The sequence below is a fragment of the Bradyrhizobium sp. AUGA SZCCT0177 genome, assembly GCF_018130125.1.
In the GTDB taxonomy this organism is placed as follows: Bacteria; Pseudomonadota; Alphaproteobacteria; order Rhizobiales; family Xanthobacteraceae; genus Bradyrhizobium.
In genome coordinates this window covers 23,323-42,889 of the sequence record NZ_JAFCMA010000043.1, presented here as the reverse complement: position 1 = coordinate 42,889, position 19,567 = coordinate 23,323, and the positions used below count along the sequence as shown (strand labels likewise).

Sequence of the window (19,567 nt, the reverse complement as noted above, 5' to 3'; positions counted from 1 at the left end):
CATGAAATTCATGCGACCACAACGAGTCAGGATTTGGACGTGCGATGATGCGCCGTCACATCATCGTGTCATTGGAATATTTCAACTGTCTCGAATCGTGACGTGCTGCATTGCGTCAAAGCGCCACAATCCTTAACCGCGGCGCACGCTCGCGCCGCCATCGACCGGTAACGTCACGCCGGTGATGAAACTCGCTTCGTCGGATGCGAGAAACAGCGCGGCATTGGCGACGTCCCAGCCGGTGCCCATCTTCTGGCGCAGCGGAACCTTACTGTCGCGTTCGGCTTCGACCTCGGCGCGGGTCTTCTTGAATTCGCGCGCGCGGGTATCCACCGCCATCGGCGTGTTCATCAGGCCGGGCAGGATGACGTTGGCGCGAATGCCATATTGCGCGTTCTGGTAGGCGAGCTGTTCGGTAAAGGCGATCATCGCGGACTTGGTCGCCTTGTAGGCGACGTATGGATAAGTGGTGATCGCAGCCATCGAGGAGATGTTGATGATGCTGCCGCTGTTTTGCTGGCGCATGATCGGGATCACATGCTTGGCGGCGAGGATGCAGCTCTTCAGATTGATCGCGACGCAACGATCGAACGCCTCCTCGGTGATATCAAGCAGTTCGGCGTCGCCGCCGGACAGGCTGACGCCGACATTGTTGTGCAGGATATCGATGCGGCCCCAGCGGCCATGCGCATCCGCCACCATCGCCTTGATGTCGGCATTCTTGGTGACGTCGGCCTTGAAGGCGATCGCCGTACCCTGTTTGGCCGCGATCAAGTCGACGGTCTCCTGCGCCGATTCGAGATGGTGATCGACGCACAGCACCCTGGCGCCCTCGCGCGCGAAGGTGAGCGCGGTGGCGCGGCCGTTGCCGATGCCTTCGCCGGGGCTCTGGCCGGCGCCGACCACGATGGCGACACGATCTTTCAGGCGCATTTCACTCCACTCCCGGGATCGGGTACTGTTGCAGTACCTCTTTGTAATAGGGCTCGTTGTCCATCTTCATCGTCGCCAGCACGCGGACCACGGCGCAGTAGAACGCGATGGTGAGCACCAGATCGGTCATGTGCTCGTTGGAGAGTTCGTTCTTGATCTCGGCGAAGGTCGCGTCCGACATCGCGAGCTCGCGCACCATCTCGCGGGCACCGCGCAGGATGGCTTTCGCCAGCGGTTCGAGGTTCGAGGGCTTGCCCTCGGTCTCCGCCATCATCGCCTTGATGTCGTCGTCGGTGACGCCGAACTCCTTGCCGATCTTCACATGATGGGTGAATTCATATTCCGATTTCTCCATCCAGCCGACCTGCAGGATCGCAAGCTCGCGCAGGCGCGGATCGAGCTTGCTCTGGAAGCGGATGTAGCCGCCGATGCCGTTGAAGGCGCGCGCCATGTCGGGCGAATTGACCAGGAGCTTGTGCAAATTGGTGTTGCGCTTGAGCATGTCGCGATACTCAGGCGCGACCTGGTCGGCTTCGAGATAGGGCAGGCGGGCCATTTTCTTCTTTTCCTTATCTGGCAAGATCGTCCGGCACCGCCACCTCAGCCATAGAGCGCTTTATGCTCGCTCGCGTAATTGGCGTATGAATCCTTCATGCTCGCATGATTGAGCAGCATGGTGGCGACCGGCTTGTCGTCGGCGCCGAATACGGTGGTGCGCACCCACACGCTCTCGGTGCGGCGGCTGCCGCTCAAGGCGACGACCTCGCGTTCGGTCGTGTAATTCTCGCCGGCGAAAAGCGGCCCGCGCAGCAGACGGATTTCCTGGTCCGCGAACAGTCCAACGGCGGGGCCGCGGATCGGCAGCCGGTCCTCGCGCGCGCGGTATTGAAACAGCACGCTCAGCATCTCCATGGGGATGATGGCCCGGCCCCAGGGATTCAATTCCTGCGAATAACACGCCGAAGGTTCGGTGATGACCTTCAGCTTCTCGGCCAGCGAAAACGGATAGAGATCGCCCATGTTCTGGTCGAAATCCATTTTCACGGTTTGCCGGCCGGTCTTCATGCCGACCTTGAGGTCGGCGAGAATTACGGGCTCAGTGAGCGGCTTCAATTCGCCGAGCCGCCGGTGAAGTGCGGTTTCCGTCCCATCGCCGCCGACGGACGCAGTGCCGCGCAAAATCTCGGTGCCGTCGCGTTTGGTCATGCCGATGGCGCAAACGGTCTGGCCCGGTTTCGGCTTTTCGATGTTGGCCTGGACCTCCTCGCCTTCGAAAGCGGGATTGCGATAATGCGCCGAAAGGCAGCCGGTCTCGAACCAGGCCTGGCCCCAGATCCGTTCGCACAGCGGCGCGAACTGGCTGAAATGGGTCGGGCCTTCGATGGTGCCGCCCTTGAAGCCGAGCTTTTGCGCCGTCGCGTCGTCATGGATCGAGGCGTGGGAATCGTAGACCTGCGCCTGCAGCATCTGCTTTGGGCCCCGCCACGGCCCGACGAGCACATCGCCGCTCTCCAGTATCTCGGTCGTGAATGCCGCTTCTGTCATCTCTGAGGTTTCCTTGACTCTTCCGTTTGCCGTCCAGCGTTTCAAAGAAGACAGGTTTCGGCAAGGGTGCGACCGTAATCCACATCGCAGCCGAGATATGTCCTGCCGCCATGCATTCAGGCTGGGCACGCATAGCAAAACCAGTGCATTCTGGCTCCAATTAGACCGGTTCAAAACAGCCGGCACAGAAAAGCGCGACGGGGAGCGAAAAATGGCGTTGATGGAAGTTGGGCTGGACGACAAGTACCGGCTGGATGCGAAACGCATCTTTCTTTCCGGTACGCAGGCACTGGTCCGGTTGCCCATGTTGCAGCGCGAACGCGACCGCGCGCAGGGACTCAACACCGCAGGCTTCATCTCGGGTTATCGCGGTTCACCGCTCGGCATGTACGATCACGCTCTGTGGCGTGCGAAATCCTTCCTCAAGGAACACAACATCGAGTTCGCGCCCGGCCTCAACGAGGATCTGGCGGCGACGGCGGTGTGGGGCAGCCAGCAGGTCGGAATGTTTCCGGGTGCCAAGGTCGATGGCGTGTTCGGCATCTGGTATGGCAAGGGTCCCGGCGTCGATCGCTCGATGGACGCGCTCAAGCATGCCAACTCGGCCGGCACTTCGCCCAATGGCGGCGTGATAGCGCTGGCCGGCGACGATCATGGTTGCCAGTCCTCGACGCTAGCCCATCAGAGCGAACAGGTATTTGCGGCGGCATTGATGCCGGTCGTCAACCCTGCGACGCTGCAGGATTATCTCGACCTCGGGATTCTTGGGTTTGCGCTTTCGCGTTACTCGAGTTGCTGGGTCGGGTTCAAGGCGATTTCCGAGACGGTCGAAAGCTCGGCCTCGATCGTCAGCGATCCCGATCGCATCAAGATCATCATCCCTACCGATTTCGAAATGCCGCCGGGCGGGCTTGGCATCCGCTGGCCGGACGCGCCGCTGGAGCAGGAGCGCAGGCTTCACGGCCCGAAGATGCAGGCGGTCGCCGCCTTCACCCGCGTCAATCGCTTCGACCGTATCGTGCTGGATTCCAAGCCGGCGCGGCTCGGCATCATGGCGACCGGCAAGGCCTATCTCGACCTGCGCCAGGCGCTGGCCGATCTTGGTATTACCGACGCCGAAGCGCAGGCGCTGGGACTGCGCATCTACAAGGTCGCGCTGACCTGGCCGCTGGAGGAGCACGGCGCACGCGCGTTCGCCGAAGGCCTGCAGGACGTACTTGTGGTCGAGGAGAAGCGCGGCTTCATCGAGGATCAGCTGCTGCGCATCCTCTACAATGTCGATGCCTCGAAGCGTCCCTCGGTGGTAGGCAAGCGCGACGAGACCGGCGCGATGCTGCTGCCAAGCGAAGGCGAACTCACGCCCACCATGGTCGCCGCGGCCGTGGTGGCGCGGTTGCGCCGGCTCGGCCATCGCAGCCCGGCGCTGGAACAGCGCCTCGCCAAGCTCGAAGCGTTCGACCGGCCCGCGGAGGGCATTGGTGCTGCAAAGCTGCAGCGGACGCCGTATTTCTGCTCGGGCTGCCCGCACAACACCTCCACCAAAGTGCCTGAGGGCAGCCGCGCGATGGCCGGCATTGGCTGTCACGGCATGGCGCTCTCGGTGCCGAACCGCCGCACCGCGACGATCTCGCATATGGGCGCCGAAGGCGTCACCTGGATCGGGCAGGCGCCGTTCACCAGCGAACAGCACGTGTTCCAGAATCTCGGCGACGGCACTTACACCCATTCGGGGCTACTGGCGCTGCGCGCGGCTTCCGCCGCCGGCGTCAACATCACCTACAAGATCCTCTATAATGATGCGGTGGCGATGACCGGCGGGCAGCCGGCCGAGGGCGGCCTGACCGTGTCGCAGATCGCGCATCAGGTTTCCGCCGAAGGCGCCAAGCGGCTTGCGATCGTCTCGGACGAGCCCGAGAAATATCCCAGCAATTATTTCCCCGCGGGAGCCACCGTTCATCACCGCCGTGAGCTCGACGCCGTGCAGAAGGAGCTGCGCGACGTCAAGGGCCTCTCGGTCCTGATCTACGACCAGACCTGCGCCGCCGAAAAGCGCCGTCGCCGCAAGCGCGGGCTTTATCCGGATCCGCCGAAGCGTGTCTTCATCAACGAGCGCGTCTGCGAAGGCTGCGGCGACTGCTCGGCTGTTTCCAACTGCGTCTCGGTGCAGCCGCTGGAAACGGAACTCGGCCGCAAGCGCCGGATCGATCAATCGAACTGCAACAAGGATTTCTCCTGCATCGAAGGCTTTTGCCCGAGCTTCGTCACCGTGCATGGCGGCAAGCTGCGGAAGGCCGATCGCACCGCGGCTGATCCCTCAGCGCTGTTCGCCGACCTGCCGCTACCGAAACTGCCGGCGCTGGACGGCGCGTTCAACATTCTCGTCACCGGCATCGGCGGCACCGGCGTCATCACTATCGGTGCATTGCTCGGCATGGCCGCGCATGTCGACGGCAGGGCCTGCTCGACGCTCGACTTCACGGGATTGTCGCAGAAGAACGGCGCGGTCATGAGCCACGTCCGCATCGCGCCGTCTGCGAACGATCTCGCCAATGTCCGGATCGGGCCCGGCACCGCCAACCTCATTCTCGGCTGCGACATCGTCGTCGCCACCAGCATCCCGGCGCTGAGCCGGGCCGAGCGCGGCCTGACGCGCGCGATCGTCAACGCCGATCTGCTGCCGACCGCAAGTTTTGTCATTGATCCCGATATCGACTTCCAGGCCGGCGCGATGCGGGACTCGCTCAACGAGGCCGTCAGCGCCAGCGATCTCGATATTCTGGACGCGACCGGTCTCGCCTCGTCCCTGATGGGCGACAGCATCGCGACCAACTCCTTCATGCTCGGTTTTGCATTCCAGCGCGGCGCGATTCCGCTGTCGCTGGAAGCGATCATGAAGGCGATCGACCTCAACGGCGCGGCGATCGAGATGAACAAACTCGCGTTCTCCTGGGGCCGGCTTGCCGCGCACGACCTGCAACGTGTGGTCAGCGCCGCGCGCTTCAAGGCGCAGGGCGCCGCGCCGGTCAAGCGGACGCTGGACGAGACCATCGCGCACCGCGCTGGCTTCCTGACCGACTACCAGAACGAGGCCTATTCGAAGCGCTACCTTGCCGAGGTCGCGCGGGTGCGTGCCGCCGAAGCCAAGGTTTCGCCTGCGGCGCAGGACCTCACCGAAGCCTTTGCAAAGGGCCTGTTCAAGCTGATGGCCTACAAGGATGAATACGAAGTTGCCCGGCTTTATTCCGACGGCGAATTTGCCAGAGCGCTGAAGGAGCAGTTCGACAGCGACGCGAGCGTCAAAGTCAGCCTGGCGCCGCCCTTGCTGGCGCGCCGCGACAAGGTCACCGGGCATTTGCGCAAGCGTGAATTCGGTGGCTGGATCCTCAAGGCGTTCGATGTCCTGACGCGCTTCAAATTCCTGCGCGGCACCGCGTTCGATCCGTTCGGCTATACCTCCGAGCGCCGGATGGAGCGGGCACTGCCGGGCGAATATTCTGACATGATCCTCCGCCACCTCGACACGGCCAAACCGCAGGACTGGCCGCGGCTGGTGGCGCTGGCGAAAATGGCTGACCTCGTGCGCGGCTACGGCCACATCAAGGAGGCCAATGTCGCGCGCTACCGCCAGGAATGCGCGCGGCTGGAGGGCACGATCGGTCAGCCGGTTGCGCAAGCCGCGGAATAGGTTCCGGGCGACCGGCCGCGGATTTTTCGCGGCCGGCGTAGTTAGCGGGTAACCTTGCCGAAAATTTCGGCTGGAAAAGGCCCTGCCGGCTTCCTACATGATGGTCTCAGTTACCTTTATTTTTATTCATTTCAGGAGGCCCATAATGGTCCTGAAAAGCGCTTTAGCTGCAGCGGTTTGCACGGGGTTTTTGGCATTGGCCGGCGCCGCGACGGCGGCCGAGTATCGTCCGGGTGAGTTGCTCAGCCTTGATCTTCCCAGGGCCGTATTGTCGCCCAAGCGGATCGGGCCGGAGGCACGGTTCGGGCCCGTTCGGATCGAGGCAAGGTCGGAGGACACGGAGGCGGATCTGGATTCGACGATCTGGCCCAAGCTGCCGCCACGCAAGGCGGATGTCGCCAAATCTCAGGCCGAGAAGACCAGCACTGAGGCGCCGCGTGCCGCAGCGCGTGCGAAGCTGGCGAAGCCGCGCCACAATCCGCTCGATGCGCAGGCGCGCGATACCCGGATTCAAACCTGGCCGTGCAGGTCCGGCGGCATCTGCAACTGGCAGCGATAGCGGCGGTCGCTCAGGGTTTTCCGATCAGAAAGAAGACAGCCACGATCAGCACGGAGAGCGTCGTGATCACGCCGAGTACGGCGGCGGCGATCGCCGGCAATTGATGCGAATCCAGCCATCGTTGCAACGCGTTGCCCATCGCTCTCCCTGACCTGATCTTGATTTGCCCAGCGCCTTGCGGGCAGTCTATTTATAGCGATCTATCCCACGCAATCCAATGCCGTCCATGCGGCTTTCGTCTTCCCCGCGACACTTTACGCCTTCGGGAGCATTCAATGGAAAATCTGCAAACGCAGGGCATTGCCCTGCCGAGGCTTGGACTTGGCACCTTTCGCCTGCAGGGCGATGGCTGCCGCGCCGCGGTCGAAAGCGCGATTGCGCTGGGCTACCGGCATCTCGACACCGCGGAAATGTATGGCAATGAGGAGCCGATTGGCGCTGCAATCGCGGCCTCGCGCATCGCCCGCAAGGACCTGCATGTCACCACCAAGGTCTGGAACGAAAACCTGGCGCCGGACGCGATCCGCCGGGCTTTCGATGCTTCCCTGAAGAAGCTGCGGCTCGATCAGGTCGATCTCTATCTGGTGCACTGGCCGTCACGAGATATGAACCTGCCGGCGATCTTCGAAACGCTGATGAAGCTGAAGCAGGAAGGCCGCACCCGCGCCATCGGGGTCGCCAATTTCAACATCGCGCTCTTGAAAACCGTGGTCGAGGAGATCAAGGCTCCGATTGCCTGCAACCAGGTCGAATACCACGCGATGCTGGATCAGACAAAGCTGCGCCAATATCTCACCGCCAAATCGATTCCGCTGGTTGCTTATTGCCCGCTGGCGCAGGGCCGCGTGGCCTCCGACGAGACGCTGACCGCGATCGGGCGCAAGCATAATGCCAGCGCCGCACAGGTGGCGCTGAAATGGTTGCTCGACCAGGACGGCGTCGCCGCGATCCCGAAGGCCTCGCGCGCCGAAAGCCAAAAGGCCAATCTCGATGCGTTGAAGCTGCGGCTTGATGACGACGATCGAAAAGCAATCGCGGCCTTGCCGAAGGACAAACGTTGTGTAAATCCCGCCTTCGGGCCGGCGTGGGATTGAAGGCGATTCCTCCTTTTCCGTCCGCCGGAATTCAAGGTTTTTCGCTACACACGGGCTGAGGTCCAGTCCATACTGGGTGGCATCAAAGGGAGGTCTAGAAAATGCGTGAAGCTGTTATCGTTTCCTATGCACGTACGGGGCTGGCGAAGTCCGGCCGCGGCGGGTTCAATATCACCCCTCCGATGTCGATGGCGGCCCACGCCATCAAGCACGCGGTCGAGCGCGCCGGCGTCGAGAAGGACTACGTCGAGGACTGCTATCTCGGCAATTGCGCGCATGGCGCGCCCAATATCGGCCGCCAGGCTGCGCTGCTCGCTGGCATGCCAAAGTCGACGGCCGGCGTTTCGGTCAACCGCTTCTGCTCCTCGGGGCTGCAGACCATCGCGATGGCCGCCAACTCGATCCGCTCGGACGGCGCCGATTGCATCGTGGCTGGCGGCGTTGAAAGCATCTCGATTCCCGGCGGCGGCTCGCCCAAGGAATCGATCGATCCGGATTTGCTCAAGACCGCGCCCGACATCTTCATGGCGATGATCGATACCGCCGACATCGTCGCCGAGCGCTACAAGCTCAGCCGCGAATACCAGGACGAGTATTCGCTGGAATCGCAGCGTCGCATGGCCGCCGCCCAGCAGGCCAACAAGTTCAAGGACGAAATCGTCCCGATGAAGACCAGGATGAAGGTGGTCGACAAGGCGACGAAAGCGGAAAGCATCGTCGACTACACGGTCGATCGCGACGAGTGCAACCGTCCCGAGACCACCATGGAAGGCCTTGCCAAGCTCGAGCCGGTCAAGGGTGCCGGCAAATACGTTACCGCCGGCAATGCCAGCCAGCTTTCGGATGGCGCGGCGGCTGTCGTGCTGATGGAAGCCAAGGATGCCGAAAAGCGCGGCCTGCAGCCGCTCGGCCGTTTCGTTGCCTGGGCGGCGGCGGGCTGCGAGCCGGATGAGATGGGCATCGGCCCGATCTTCGCCGTGCCGAAGCTGTTGAAGCGCCATGGCCTCAAGATCGACGACATCGACATCTGGGAACTGAACGAAGCCTTCGCCAGCCAGTGTCTGTATTCTCGCGACAAGCTCGGCATCGACCCCGAGAAGTACAATGTCAACGGCGGCTCGATCGCGATCGGCCATCCCTTCGGCATGACCGGCGCGCGGCTCACCGGCCACATCCTGCAGGAAGGCCGTCGTCGCAAGGCGAAGTGGGGCGTCGTCACCATGTGCATCGGTGGCGGCCAGGGTGGCGCAGGCCTGTTTGAAATCTACAGGTGAGCCGAAGCAATCAGCCGGCGATACCAACAAAGAAAATGGCTCCGCGAGGAGCCATTTTCCGTTGAGGCCTAAGTCTGAGGCATAAACCTCAGTAACGATGCTTCTTGATGATCACGACCTTGTTGTGGTGACCATGACCACGATGTCCGCGATGGTAGCCGCGGTCACGATGCCCGCGGTATTCGGCGCGTGCACCGTGAGAGTGGTGATGGCCTTGATGATAACCGCTGCCACGCTTGATCACAACAGTCTGTGCGCTTGCAATCGACGGCAGCCCGATGATGATCGCGCCAAGCGCGGCCAAAACTAATCCAAACTTCTTCATTACTTGTCCTCTTCTCAATTGAGCGAGGATAGAACAGCGCATCGACGGGAACGTTCCGACGAAACTTGAAGAGAATTCTGAATGTCTGTTCAGCAAGGATCTGCGGATGCAATGCGTGCGTTGGTTCCGTGCACGAGCAAGTTTCTTTAGTCCATTAACCCACGCTCGAAACGTTGCGTTTACACGCGGCCGTTCTGGACAACCGCAATCCCACGGACCGTCCGGCCGCACGGTCATTGATACCCGTGTGGGTTGATCGTGGGCATGCGCGCACTTGCGTTGAGCCCGGTCCCGGCGCATCATCGCGCCATAAAAATCATATGGGGGAGCGATGCCATGAGCGGGTTTTCACGCCGTGATTTTCTGAGCCTGTCAGGATCGGCCGCGGTCGCTGCGATGTCCGCACCGGCCAATGCCGCGATGGGCCCGAACGACAAGTTCGACCTCGTGATCAAGGGCGGCGATGTGCTCGATCCCAGCCAGTCGTTGCGGGGAAAACGTGATATCGGCATTCGCTGGGGCATGATCGAGGCAGTTGAGGCCGATATTCCGGCCGCACGCGCCTCGAAGACCATCGACGCTGCCGGCAAACTGGTGACGCCGGGATTGATCGACCTGCACTCCCATGTCTACCCCTATGGCTCGGCGATCGGCATTCCCGCCGACGAATTGGTGCAGGCCCAGGCAACGACGACAGTCGTGTCGGCGGGGGACGCCGGCGTCAACAATATCGCCGCGCTGCGCCGCTACATCGTGGCGCAATCCCGCGCACGGATTTACGCCTTCGTGCATATTGCCAATCATGGACTGTCGGGTTTCCCGGTCGCCGAACTATACAATATCGACCACGCGCAGCTCGACGCCTGCGCCATGGCGCTGGCCGAGAATCCGGATTTCCTGCTCGGCGTCAAAGTCCGGATGTCGGAGAATGTCATCGCCAAGCACGGCCTCGAACCACTGAAGCGGGCCATAAAGGCCTGCGAGATGTGCGGCTGGCCGGCCAAGATGATGGTGCATATCGGCGGCGTCGAGACCAAGGAGTTGATGTCGCAGATTCTCGATCTGCTGCGGCCGGGCGATGTGCTGACCCATGCCTATTCCGGCGCACCGAACGTCGGCGGCGTGTTCACCAACATCGTGCAGGATGGCAAGCTGCTGCCGGCAGCGCTTGCCGCCAAGCAGCGCGGCGTGATGTTCGACGTCGGGCACGGCGGCGGCAGTTTCGATTTCACGGTGGCGGAGCCTGCGATCGCGGGCGGCTGCCCGCCCGACACGATCTCGTCCGACATCCACGTCTTCTCCGGCAATTCGCCCGGCATGCCGTATCTGCCGAACGTGATGAGCAAGTTCATCCCGCTCGGATTTACGGTGGAGCAGGTGGTGGCGATGGCAACCTCGGCGCCGGCCAAGATCATCAACCGCGCACCGAAAATCGGCACGCTGCAGGTCGGCGCGCCCGGCGACGTCGCGATCATGGAACTGATGGAGGCGCAGGTCTCGTTCGTCGACACCCGCAACAACAAGCGCGAGGGCAAGCTGCTGCTGAAACCGGTGCAGACCGTGATCAACGGCGTGCCGTTCGGGAGGCCGTATCAGGCGCCGTTCGCGGTGCGATAGGGTGCGCATCCATCACGTCGGCAACCGCTGTTCGATCAACCGGAAATGAGGAGGCAACGTGCGAGCACGAGCGAGTCTTAATGCGATATTCAGCGTGGCTGCTTTGCTGGGAGCTGGGGTTTTCATGTCATCTGCGGGTGCTGCGACGTTTGTGTATGTCGGAAATGCCGACAGCCAGGACGTCCACGTGTTGGAACTCAAGCCGAACGGCGAACTGACACCGGTCGAAACGACCGCGGTGCCGGGCCCTGCCAAACCCGGAGGCTCGCTGCCGTTGGCGGTCAGTCCCGACAAGAAACGTCTCTTTGCGGGCTTGCGCAACGAGCCATATTCGGTGGTGAGCTTTTCGATCGATGCCAAGACCGGCAAATTGAAGCCGTTGGGCCCCGGTCCGCTGGCCGATTCGATGGCCTATGTCGCCACCGACCAGAGCGGAAAGTTCCTGCTCAGCGCCTCCTATGGCGGCAACAAGGTCACGGTCAATCCGATCGGCCTCGACGGCGTCGTGCAGCCGGCGCAGCAGATCATGGCGACGCAGCCGAATGCGCATTGCATCGTGGTCGATCCGTCGAACCGCTACGTGCTGCACACCAGCCTCGGCGGCGACGTCGTGTACCAGGAAAAATTCGACGCCAAGACCGGCAAACTTGTACCCAACGATCCACCGACCGTTAGCGTCAAGGCCAAGGCCGGTCCGCGTCACCTGGTGTTCGCGCCGGGCAACCGGTTCGTCTATCTGCTCAATGAACTCGACGCGTCGATCTACGTTTTCCCATGGAATGCCAAGGCCGGTACCCTGGGTAAGGAAATTCAGGTCGCGACGTCATTGCCCAGGGGGTTCGAGGGCAAGCCGTGGGCTGCGGATATCCATCTCACGCCGGACGGCAAATTTCTCTACGCCTCCGAACGCACCACAAGCACGCTTGCGGCATTCAAGGTCGATCCCAAGACGGGAATGCTGACACCGATCGATTCCTACCCGACCGAAAAGCAGCCGCGCGGTTTCAACATCGATCCAACCGGCCGCTATTTGTTGTCGGTCGGCCAATTGTCCAACAGCATGACGAGTTGCGCGATCGACAAGGCGACCGGCAAACTCACCAAACTCAAGGAGTATGCCGTGGGCAAGAACCCGAACTGGGTCGAGATCGTCGCCATGTCGCGGTAGAGCGGAGGGGCAGGTCGGCCAGATCAGCCTGATTGCTGTTGCGCGCGGCTGTCGCCGATAATGTCGGCAATGACCGCGCCCATGACAAGGGCGCCGCCGATGAGGACCCGGATTCCGGGAACCTCGGCGAACGCCAGCCACACCCAAAACGGCATCAGCGGTGTCTCCAGCGTCGAGATCAGCGCCGCCTGGCTGGATGGCAACAGGCGTGAGCCGAGGAAGAACAGCGTGAGGCCGATGGCGACCTGAAAGAAGCCGAACATCGCAAGAATGAACAGGTCGTACCCGGTGACGCCAGTTATGTTGTGAGCGAACGGAATGCTGACGACGCTGCCCAGGATGTTCGAGATCGCGGCGGCGGCTACCATCGACGTCTCCTTGTGCCGTCGCACCATGACCGTCATCGCGGCGATCGCCAGCGCCATGAAGATGGCGAGCGCGATGCCGAGAATGTCGGAACCGGCGCGCGCATTGCCGAGGATGATCGCAACGCCGCAGAGCGCCACGACACTCGCCAGCATGGTTCGCAATCTCGGGATTTCTCGCAGCCATGCCCACGCCAGCGCTGCGGCGAGGAAGGGCCCCGTGGCGATGATGATCGCGACATTGGATACGCTGGTCAGCTGCAGGGCAGGGATGAAGGCGATCATGGCTGCTGTCGAATACGATGCGACCAGCCAGCCGCTTTTTCCCATCCTGGTCAGCTCCTGCAGGCCGGCGCGACCCTGCAGCAACACCATCATGGCCGCGATCAGGCCGCCGCCGAACAACCCCCGCCAGAACAGGATGGTCCAGGAATCATAGGCGAGCAGCCGTGTGAAGAACGGCGCCGTGCTCCAGGCGATGGCGGCAGCGACGACGAGGGCAATGCCGAGGCGATGCTGGGAGGCGGCGCCGGTCACCTCAGGTGTGCGCTCGCGCACCTTAACTGCGCGCCCGCTTCTCCACATTGGCGCTTCGCTCGGGCACACCGAACTCCTTGCGGCAGACGTCCGCGAGCACGGCGACGCCTTCGCGGATCTGCTCGTGGGAGGGGCTGGCAAAGCACAGCCGCAGGCGGCTGCCGGCATAGGACTTGTCGGTCGACCATTCCGGCCCCGGGTTGATGGCGACGCCGGCGGCCAGCGCTGCCTGATACAGCTTCAACGTATCGACATTGTCGGGAAGTTTGACCCACAGGAAGATGCCGCCCTTGGGATCCTCGAACTCGGCTGATGTGCCGAACTGCTCGTTGAGCGCCTCCATCAGCGTATCGAGCTTGGCGCGCAGGCCGCGTGTCAGCTTCGGCACGTGGGTTTCGAAATGCGGCGTGCAATATTCCGCCAGCACCATCTGCTCCAGCGCGCCGGAGCCGGCATCGGTCTTCAGCGCCAGCATCCGCGACATCATCTCCCAGGGCGCGACGATGAATCCGACCCGCAGCGCCGGCGCAATCGATTTGGAGAACGAGCCGATATGGATGACGCCGCCTTGCTTGCTCATCGCATAGATCGCGGGCGGGCGCTGGCCGTTCCAGATCAGGTCGGCGTAGCAATCATCCTCGAAGATCGGCACGCCGTATTCCTGCGACAGTTTTATCATTTCGGCGCGCCGCGCCTCCGGCAGGATCGAGCCGGTCGGGTTCTGCACGGTCGGGATGGTGTAGATGTATTTCGGCATGATGCCGCGGCGCTTGTGGTCGGCCAGAACAGCCGCCAGCGCATCCATCCGCATGCCCTCGTCGTCGAGGGGAATGCCGACCGTCTTGACGCCGAGCCGGGTCAGCCGGCTCAGCGAGCCCTGATAGGTCTCCTGTTCGATCAGCACGGTATCGCCGCGCGCCAGCAGCGTCGCGTTGACGAGGTCGAGCGCCTGCAGCGAACCGGAGACGATCATGACGTCGTCGGTGGTGCAGCCGATGCCGGCATCGCGCTTGAGTTTCCTGGTGAGGAATTCGCGCAGGGGGCGGTAACCCTGCGGGCCGCTGGCGAGGCCGTAGGTCGCAAGCGTCTTGCCCTCGCGCTGGAGCACGGCAGTCATCGCCGCGATCAGGCCATCGACCGGCACCTGGTCGGGATCATTGTTGCCGCCGACGAAACTGTATTTGGCCAGACCCGTCCACCGCGCCGCCGGCGCCGGCAATCCGGCCGGCAGCAATGGTGCGAAATCAAAGATTGATGCGGTAGACATTGGACATTCACTCCCGTTTTGTTTTTCGTTGAGAAGGCCGCTGGCGCGGCCCTCCGGTAGTTTGGTTAGTTCTTGCCGATGATCTTAATCGGTCGCCGCCGGGGGATGAAAGCGGAATGTCTGCTATCGATGCTGCCCGATATAGCGGGGGTGCGTGCGGGGTTCGCCGTCAGGAACCCTTCCAAATTTTGCCGGATACTGCCGGCCGCCTGCGCCTGCGCTCCCGGGCAGTAAAGGATCGACAGGCAGGCAAGAATCGCTAGAAAGAGACCTGTTAGGCGGATGTGACACATTGCTCGTTTGACCATTGCGCCCCGGCCTCTAGGTTGCAATGAGGAAAAGTCAGGAAATATGCACGAGCTTATCGGCGATATCACTTTATGCATCCTGTTTGCCTGGGTGCTTGGTTTGCTGGCGCATTTTACCCGGCAACCGCTGATCCTCGCTTACCTTATCGCCGGGTTTTTGATTGGTCCATTCGGCATGAAATGGGTCCATTCAAAGGATTCGATTCACGTCATCTCCGAACTCGGCCTGATCTTCATGCTGTTCATGATCGGGCTGGAAATCGACCTGAAAAAGATCGTGCGCGCCGGCAAGGTCATCCTGTTCGCCGCGGGCGGGCAATTGGTCGGCGGCTGCCTGCTCGGGATCCTGTTCTTTTGGGGGATCGGACTGTCGATGGGGGCGGGGCGTTTCGACGCGCTGTATCTCTGCGTCGCCTGCGCGCTCTCCTCAACCGTTATCATCGTCAAGGTGCTGTACGAGAAGCGTGAGCTCGATACGCTGCCCGGCCGCATCACGCTCGGTGTATTGGTGCTGCAGGACATCTTCGCGATCCTGTTCCTCGCCGTGCAGCCGAGCCTCGACAATCTTCAGGTGAGCGTGATCCTGATCTCGATCGGCCGGGTCGGCGTGCTGGTGGCGACCGCTTTGGTGCTGAGCCGCTACGTGCTGCCGCGGCTGTTTCACCAGATCGCGCGCCGCCCTGAGCTGATCCTGCTCGGCGCGCTGGCCTGGTGCTTCCTGATCGGCGAGATTGCCGAGAAGCTGCATCTGTCGCGCGAGATGGGTTCGCTGGTCGCCGGTGTCTCGCTCTCGACATTCCCCTATGCGCTCGACGTCACCGCCAAGGTGACGACGCTGCGCGATTTCTTCATCACGCTGTTCTTCGTGGCCTTGGGCATGACCATTCCCATTCCCGGCCCGTCGGTGATAGGGCTGGCGCTGTTGATTGCGGCCTTCACCGTGGTGAGCCGCGTGGTGACGACATTTGTGCCGCTCTATCTGATGAAGCAGGGTCTGCGCGCCAGCCTGTTGCCGGCGATCAATCTGGCGCAGATCTCGGAGTTTTCGCTGGTCGTGATCCAGACCGGTGTCGTCGCGAACCATATCGGGACCGAGACGTCGAGCGCGGCGTCGTTCGCCTTCGTCATTTTGGCCGTGATCAGCACCTTCGTGATGGGCAAGAGCGATGAGATCACGCGGGCTCTGATCGGTCCAATGAAGAAGATCGGGCTGCGCGATCTCGATCACGGCCAGGGCGAGGCCGGACATGAGGGCGGCCATGAGGCACGCCGTATCGTCATTCTCGGCTTCTTCCGCGCGGCGAGCGCGCTGCTCGCCGAAATCGAGCGGCAAAATCCGCTCGTGCTCGAACAGATCACCGTGATCGATTTCAATCCCAATGTGTTCCGGACGCTGGCCGATCGGGGTCTGCACGTGATCTATGGCGATATCAGCAATGTCGATACGCTGCTCCATGCCGGTATCGGCAAGTCGGAACTGATCATCCTGAGCGTGCCGGATTCGCTCCTGAAGGGCGCCAACAACGAGAAACTGGTCCGGCACGTGCGCACCCTCAACCCGACCGCAAAAATCGTCGCGACCGCGGATCTCTTGTCCGACGTCAACGACCTTTACGCAGCCGGCGCCGATTACGTCACCGTGACCCGGCTCAGCGATGCTCACGAACTCTATACCGTGATCGAGGCCGCCGCCGCCGACCTGCTGGGAGACAAGCGCGCCGAAATGGATGCACTGCTCGCCGAGCGCAAGGAAGTGCTGCCGTAAGGCTGGCTGTCGCTCTATCTCCGTAAGCGGAGAGATGACGGACAGGCGCCGCGGGGGATCAGAGTCTCCCAACTCTGCATTTGAACCGAACTTAATACAACCGACACTGAATATTGCACGGCGAGCAGCCATTCTTTTGGCGGCTGCGAACACTCGTCTCAACCGAAGGAAAGCGTCGAAATGATCCGGTCCGATCGTGAAGCGCCGGCCCGGAAGGCTCGGCCTTTCGCGCGGACGGGCGGGAGCGATGCAGCCAAGGCGCTCGCCATCGGATTGCTGCTCGCCCCGCTCGGCGGCCTGGCGGGAGCGCTGATGCTGGTCGTGCCGATGTATCTGATCGACGGAATCGATTTTCCGTTTCCCGACTTTCTGAGGTTCCTCGCTCTCGCCGGTATTTCGTTCGGCGCGCTACTCGCGGCGCCGACCACACTGATCGCCCTGCCGGTCGCGGCCTATTCGTCCGCGGGATGGCAAGGCAGGCGCGTACCGGGACTGACTGCCGTCGGCTTCACCGCGGGAGCGCTGAGCATGATGCTCCTGGTGCTGCTGACATTGAAGCCGCACGAGACCGTTTACGCGGCCCGCGCGCTTGGCACCATGGGCGTCGGCGGAGCGGCGGGCGCCCTGTGCGGGGCCGTCCTGGGTTTGGCGATGCGCCAGCCGGATTGAAGCACGGAAATGCCCATCAGCATGCGGATATCGTTCTCGTCATCAAACAGGACGCGCGGTTCGGGCCCGTCGCTGGCCGCGTCGTCCACGCTGTTCGGCTGCCTGATGGCGGGTACGGCTGCGATCCTGTTTCAGCTGACGCTCGGCACGCTTGTCGTTGCATACACGCCGGTTGTGCCGTGGATCATGGGGGTGTTCCTGCTCGGTTTGCCGCTGGCTATAGGCGTCACGCGATCCCGGCCCGGCCTGTGCATGCCTGCGGTCGCGATCATGACATTGACGGGCGTGTCGCCGGCCTTTGTCGTGGATGCACCGTTGTGGGGCCGCACCGTCAATCTGCGTCTGGTCGACGATATTCCTGAAGGTGTCGGCGTCGCCGGCTACGCCGCGCCGCGCTGGCGCATTGCCACCGAGTTCGCAGGGGAGGCCCGCATGAGCGGCGGCCGCGGCAGCAAGGGTTACGGCACCCGCCGTCTTGCGCCGCTGGTCGGCGAGGGGTGGAGACCCGAGCTTCCCGTTGAAGTCTGGGTCGCGGGCGAAGTCAGGGATTCCGGACGCGTTCTCGCCTCGCATCCGCAATTCTGGAGCGAATCCGGCGGTGAATATGTCCGGCTCGTGGGCGTTGCCGTATCCGGCGCGCAGATCATCGCGCGCGATGCGGCCAGGAAACTCGGCCTCAAGACACTGGATGAGCCGCTCATCGTGACGCGCGCTCCCTCGGTTGCAGGCGCCCTCGCAGAGCAATACCGGGCCATTGCGCGCACCGCAGCTGTGCCCTTGCTGGGGTGGGCCTTCTGCATCCTCCTTGCTGCAGGCTTCTCCAAATGGCGCGAGCAGCGGCGGCGGTGAACTGGTAGGGCTACAGGCTGCTCTCAGCGGCTGGTACGCCAGCGGCGGGAGCGGGGTGCGATAGGCCCGCGACCCCTGCCATCAGGGCGAACCCCGCCCATGCCATCAGGTGGAAATTCAACCGAAAACGCATATGTCTCCTCCCCGAATGGTGCTTCTTGTTTTTATGGGTGCGACCATGGCGATTGAAGCCGGACCCGGTCAATGGTTTCCTGCATGCCGATTTCGTACTGCGAAACGTCGCAGGCGACGTCCTGCCCTGCGTATTGATGCTGGCGCGGGCCCATGAGTCCGGCTAATGCACTCCCTGTCCAAAGCGAGAATTTGAGAAAATGGCCGATACGATCCAGGAAGTTCTGCAAGCCTTTGCCAACGGCGAACTCGTCGTCGTCACCGATGATGACGACCGGGAGGGTGAGGGCGATTTGATCGTCGCGGCCTCGCTCTGCACCGCCGAGAAAATGGCGTTCATCATCCGCCATACCTCGGGCATCGTCTGCGCGCCGATCACGCAGGAAGACGCGCGCCGGTTCCGGCTCGATCCGATGGTCGCGCATAATGATTCCAACCACACCACCGCCTTCACGGTCTCGATCGACTACAAGCCCGATGGCGGCACCGGGATTTCGGCGGACGAGCGCGCCTCCTGCTGCCGGGCGCTGGCCAACCCGAATGCCGGCGCCAGTGATTTTGCCCGGCCCGGTCATATCTTTCCGCTGATCGCCCGTGACGGCGGCGTGCTGCTGCGTTCCGGTCATACCGAGGCCGCGGTCGATCTCTGCAAGCTCTCCGGCCTGCCGCCGGTCGGCGTCATCTCCGAGTTGATGAACGACGACGGCACCGTGATGAAGGGCGTGCAGGTCGCAAAATTCGCCGCCACCCACAAGCTCAAGCACGTCACGATCGCTGACATGATCGCCTACCGCCAGGCGCGCGAGAAGCTGATCGAGCGGGTCGCAACCTTTACAACGGATAGCCCGATCGGGCCGCTGCAGGGCTACGCCTACCGTTCGCCGTTCGATGAGATCGCGCATGCCGCCTTCGTCTACAACGGCATCGGCGACGGCAAGAACGTGCTGACGCGGCTGCACAAGCCCAACATCGTCAAGGATCTGTTCACCGGCCAGGCGCGCATGCAGATCGTGCTGAACCATTTCAAGCAGGCCGGCCGCGGCGTGCTGGTGTATTTGCGCGACGGCGCCGCCGGCGTTCCGGTCGAGCCGGTCGGCGAACAGAAATCCGCCGAGGCCGATCGCAACCGGCAATGGCGTGAAGTCGGCGTCGGTGCGCAAATATTGCGCGATCTCGGCATCACTTCGATCCGGCATCTGACGTCGTCGGTCCATGACTACAAGGGACTGTCCGGTTTCGGGATCGAGATCGTCTCCAACGAACGGCTCGAAGGGTAGCCGCATTCGCCATTCCGGGATGGTGCGTTAGAACCAGACCCGGAATCTCGAGATTCCGGGCTCGCGCTGCGCGCGCCCACAGATGCGCAATTGCGCATCGGGGAATGACGTAAAAGGCCCAATTCAATTGCGCTTCGGACGATAGCGCACTAATTTGGCCGCCAACTCCAATGAGGACAGTGATGCGAAAGGGATTTT

The 19,567-nt window shown here is 62.5% G+C and carries 17 protein-coding genes; 10 read left to right on the top strand and 7 right to left on the bottom strand.

The features are described 5' to 3' along the window. Window positions 1-132: 132 nt before the first annotated feature. From JQ597_RS33585 to JQ597_RS33575, 3 genes are read right to left on the bottom strand one after another with little or no spacing between them, the layout of a single operon-like run. The gene (locus JQ597_RS33585) at window positions 133-933 is read right to left on the bottom strand and encodes an SDR family NAD(P)-dependent oxidoreductase (protein WP_212269703.1); all 801 of its coding nucleotides are present in this window, start codon (window positions 931-933) and stop codon (window positions 133-135) included. A 1-nt stretch (window position 934) separates the two neighbouring features. Continuing rightward, window positions 935-1,489: a carboxymuconolactone decarboxylase family protein gene (locus JQ597_RS33580; RefSeq protein ID WP_212269702.1), complete on the bottom strand. Its 555-nt coding sequence runs from the start codon at window positions 1,487-1,489 to the stop codon at window positions 935-937. Between the two features lie 44 nt (window positions 1,490-1,533). Continuing rightward, window positions 1,534-2,478 carry a hotdog family protein gene (locus JQ597_RS33575; protein ID WP_212269701.1) on the bottom strand — a complete coding sequence of 315 codons (945 nt, stop codon included), beginning with the start codon at window positions 2,476-2,478 and terminating at the stop codon, window positions 1,534-1,536. Between the two features lie 211 nt (window positions 2,479-2,689). Between JQ597_RS33575 and JQ597_RS33570 the strand changes: the two genes are divergently transcribed. Then, window positions 2,690-6,163 (top strand): indolepyruvate ferredoxin oxidoreductase family protein, encoded by a 3,474-nt coding sequence (locus tag JQ597_RS33570; RefSeq protein WP_212269700.1) that lies wholly within the window; start codon window positions 2,690-2,692, stop codon window positions 6,161-6,163. Between the two features lie 145 nt (window positions 6,164-6,308). Further along, entirely contained in the window at window positions 6,309-6,722 is a 414-nt protein-coding gene (locus tag JQ597_RS33565; RefSeq protein WP_212269699.1) for a hypothetical protein, read from the top strand. Between the two features lie 10 nt (window positions 6,723-6,732). Here JQ597_RS33565 and JQ597_RS38175 read toward each other — a convergent pair whose 3' ends face one another. Then, window positions 6,733-6,861, bottom strand: a complete 129-nt coding sequence (locus JQ597_RS38175) for a hypothetical protein (RefSeq protein WP_283813476.1) — start codon at window positions 6,859-6,861, stop codon at window positions 6,733-6,735. 136 nt (window positions 6,862-6,997) lie between these two features. Here JQ597_RS38175 and JQ597_RS33560 point away from each other — a divergent pair, with 136 nt between their 5' ends. Continuing rightward, window positions 6,998-7,816, top strand: a complete 819-nt coding sequence (locus JQ597_RS33560; RefSeq protein WP_212269698.1) for an aldo/keto reductase — start codon at window positions 6,998-7,000, stop codon at window positions 7,814-7,816. Between the two features lie 101 nt (window positions 7,817-7,917). After that, on the top strand, window positions 7,918-9,090 hold the full coding sequence (locus JQ597_RS33555; protein WP_212269697.1) for an acetyl-CoA C-acyltransferase: 1,173 nt from the start codon (window positions 7,918-7,920) through the stop codon (window positions 9,088-9,090). Window positions 9,091-9,178: 88 nt separating this feature from the next. On the opposite strand, the gene JQ597_RS33550 is transcribed toward JQ597_RS33555, so the two are convergent. After that, window positions 9,179-9,415 (bottom strand): hypothetical protein, encoded by a 237-nt coding sequence (locus tag JQ597_RS33550; RefSeq protein ID WP_212269696.1) that lies wholly within the window; start codon window positions 9,413-9,415, stop codon window positions 9,179-9,181. A gap of 336 nt (window positions 9,416-9,751) precedes the next feature. Between JQ597_RS33550 and JQ597_RS33545 the strand changes: the two genes are divergently transcribed. Both JQ597_RS33545 and JQ597_RS33540 read left to right on the top strand, forming a co-directional pair. After that, a complete protein-coding gene (locus JQ597_RS33545; protein ID WP_212269695.1) occupies window positions 9,752-11,032 on the top strand; it encodes an amidohydrolase family protein in 1,281 nt (426 codons plus the stop codon). Between the two features lie 124 nt (window positions 11,033-11,156). Beyond that, window positions 11,157-12,200, top strand: coding sequence for a lactonase family protein (locus tag JQ597_RS33540; RefSeq protein ID WP_212269694.1), 1,044 nt, complete (start codon window positions 11,157-11,159; stop codon window positions 12,198-12,200). Window positions 12,201-12,223: 23 nt separating this feature from the next. Here the strand turns inward: JQ597_RS33540 and JQ597_RS33535 are convergent, their stop codons facing one another. Further along, the gene (locus JQ597_RS33535) at window positions 12,224-13,123 is read right to left on the bottom strand and encodes a DMT family transporter (protein ID WP_349628931.1); all 900 of its coding nucleotides are present in this window, start codon (window positions 13,121-13,123) and stop codon (window positions 12,224-12,226) included. Window position 13,124: 1 nt separating this feature from the next. Beyond that, window positions 13,125-14,369, bottom strand: a complete 1,245-nt coding sequence (locus JQ597_RS33530; RefSeq protein WP_212269692.1) for an aminotransferase-like domain-containing protein — start codon at window positions 14,367-14,369, stop codon at window positions 13,125-13,127. A gap of 351 nt (window positions 14,370-14,720) precedes the next feature. On the opposite strand from JQ597_RS33530, the gene JQ597_RS33525 reads away from it, so the two are divergent. The 4 genes from JQ597_RS33525 (at window position 14,721) to ribB (ending at window position 19,369) form a co-directional block, all read left to right on the top strand. After that, the gene (locus JQ597_RS33525; protein ID WP_212269691.1) at window positions 14,721-16,442 is read left to right on the top strand and encodes a cation:proton antiporter; all 1,722 of its coding nucleotides are present in this window, start codon (window positions 14,721-14,723) and stop codon (window positions 16,440-16,442) included. Between the two features lie 180 nt (window positions 16,443-16,622). Further along, window positions 16,623-17,111, top strand: a complete 489-nt coding sequence (locus tag JQ597_RS33520; RefSeq protein ID WP_212269690.1) for a hypothetical protein — start codon at window positions 16,623-16,625, stop codon at window positions 17,109-17,111. 9 nt (window positions 17,112-17,120) lie between these two features. Next, a complete protein-coding gene (locus JQ597_RS33515; protein WP_212269689.1) occupies window positions 17,121-17,960 on the top strand; it encodes a hypothetical protein in 840 nt (279 codons plus the stop codon). A gap of 332 nt (window positions 17,961-18,292) precedes the next feature. Continuing rightward, window positions 18,293-19,369: a 3,4-dihydroxy-2-butanone-4-phosphate synthase gene (gene ribB / locus JQ597_RS33510; RefSeq protein ID WP_212035364.1), complete on the top strand. Its 1,077-nt coding sequence runs from the start codon at window positions 18,293-18,295 to the stop codon at window positions 19,367-19,369. The last annotated feature ends 198 nt before the right edge of the window (window positions 19,370-19,567 follow it).

Coding starts and splice junctions, on each gene's coding strand:
- JQ597_RS33585 (WP_212269703.1), bottom strand. CDS start 933: ATGCGCCTGAAAGATCGTGTCGCCATCGTGGTCGGCGCCGGCCAGAGC.
- JQ597_RS33580 (WP_212269702.1), bottom strand. CDS start 1,489: ATGGCCCGCCTGCCCTATCTCGAAGCCGACCAGGTCGCGCCTGAGTAT.
- JQ597_RS33575 (WP_212269701.1), bottom strand. CDS start 2,478: ATGACAGAAGCGGCATTCACGACCGAGATACTGGAGAGCGGCGATGTG.
- JQ597_RS33570 (WP_212269700.1), top strand. CDS start 2,690: ATGGCGTTGATGGAAGTTGGGCTGGACGACAAGTACCGGCTGGATGCG.
- JQ597_RS33565 (WP_212269699.1), top strand. CDS start 6,309: ATGGTCCTGAAAAGCGCTTTAGCTGCAGCGGTTTGCACGGGGTTTTTG.
- JQ597_RS38175 (WP_283813476.1), bottom strand. CDS start 6,861: ATGGGCAACGCGTTGCAACGATGGCTGGATTCGCATCAATTGCCGGCG.
- JQ597_RS33560 (WP_212269698.1), top strand. CDS start 6,998: ATGGAAAATCTGCAAACGCAGGGCATTGCCCTGCCGAGGCTTGGACTT.
- JQ597_RS33555 (WP_212269697.1), top strand. CDS start 7,918: ATGCGTGAAGCTGTTATCGTTTCCTATGCACGTACGGGGCTGGCGAAG.
- JQ597_RS33550 (WP_212269696.1), bottom strand. CDS start 9,415: ATGAAGAAGTTTGGATTAGTTTTGGCCGCGCTTGGCGCGATCATCATC.
- JQ597_RS33545 (WP_212269695.1), top strand. CDS start 9,752: ATGAGCGGGTTTTCACGCCGTGATTTTCTGAGCCTGTCAGGATCGGCC.
- JQ597_RS33540 (WP_212269694.1), top strand. CDS start 11,157: ATGTCATCTGCGGGTGCTGCGACGTTTGTGTATGTCGGAAATGCCGAC.
- JQ597_RS33530 (WP_212269692.1), bottom strand. CDS start 14,369: ATGTCTACCGCATCAATCTTTGATTTCGCACCATTGCTGCCGGCCGGA.
- JQ597_RS33525 (WP_212269691.1), top strand. CDS start 14,721: ATGCACGAGCTTATCGGCGATATCACTTTATGCATCCTGTTTGCCTGG.
- JQ597_RS33520 (WP_212269690.1), top strand. CDS start 16,623: ATGATCCGGTCCGATCGTGAAGCGCCGGCCCGGAAGGCTCGGCCTTTC.
- JQ597_RS33515 (WP_212269689.1), top strand. CDS start 17,121: ATGCCCATCAGCATGCGGATATCGTTCTCGTCATCAAACAGGACGCGC.
- ribB (WP_212035364.1), top strand. CDS start 18,293: ATGGCCGATACGATCCAGGAAGTTCTGCAAGCCTTTGCCAACGGCGAA.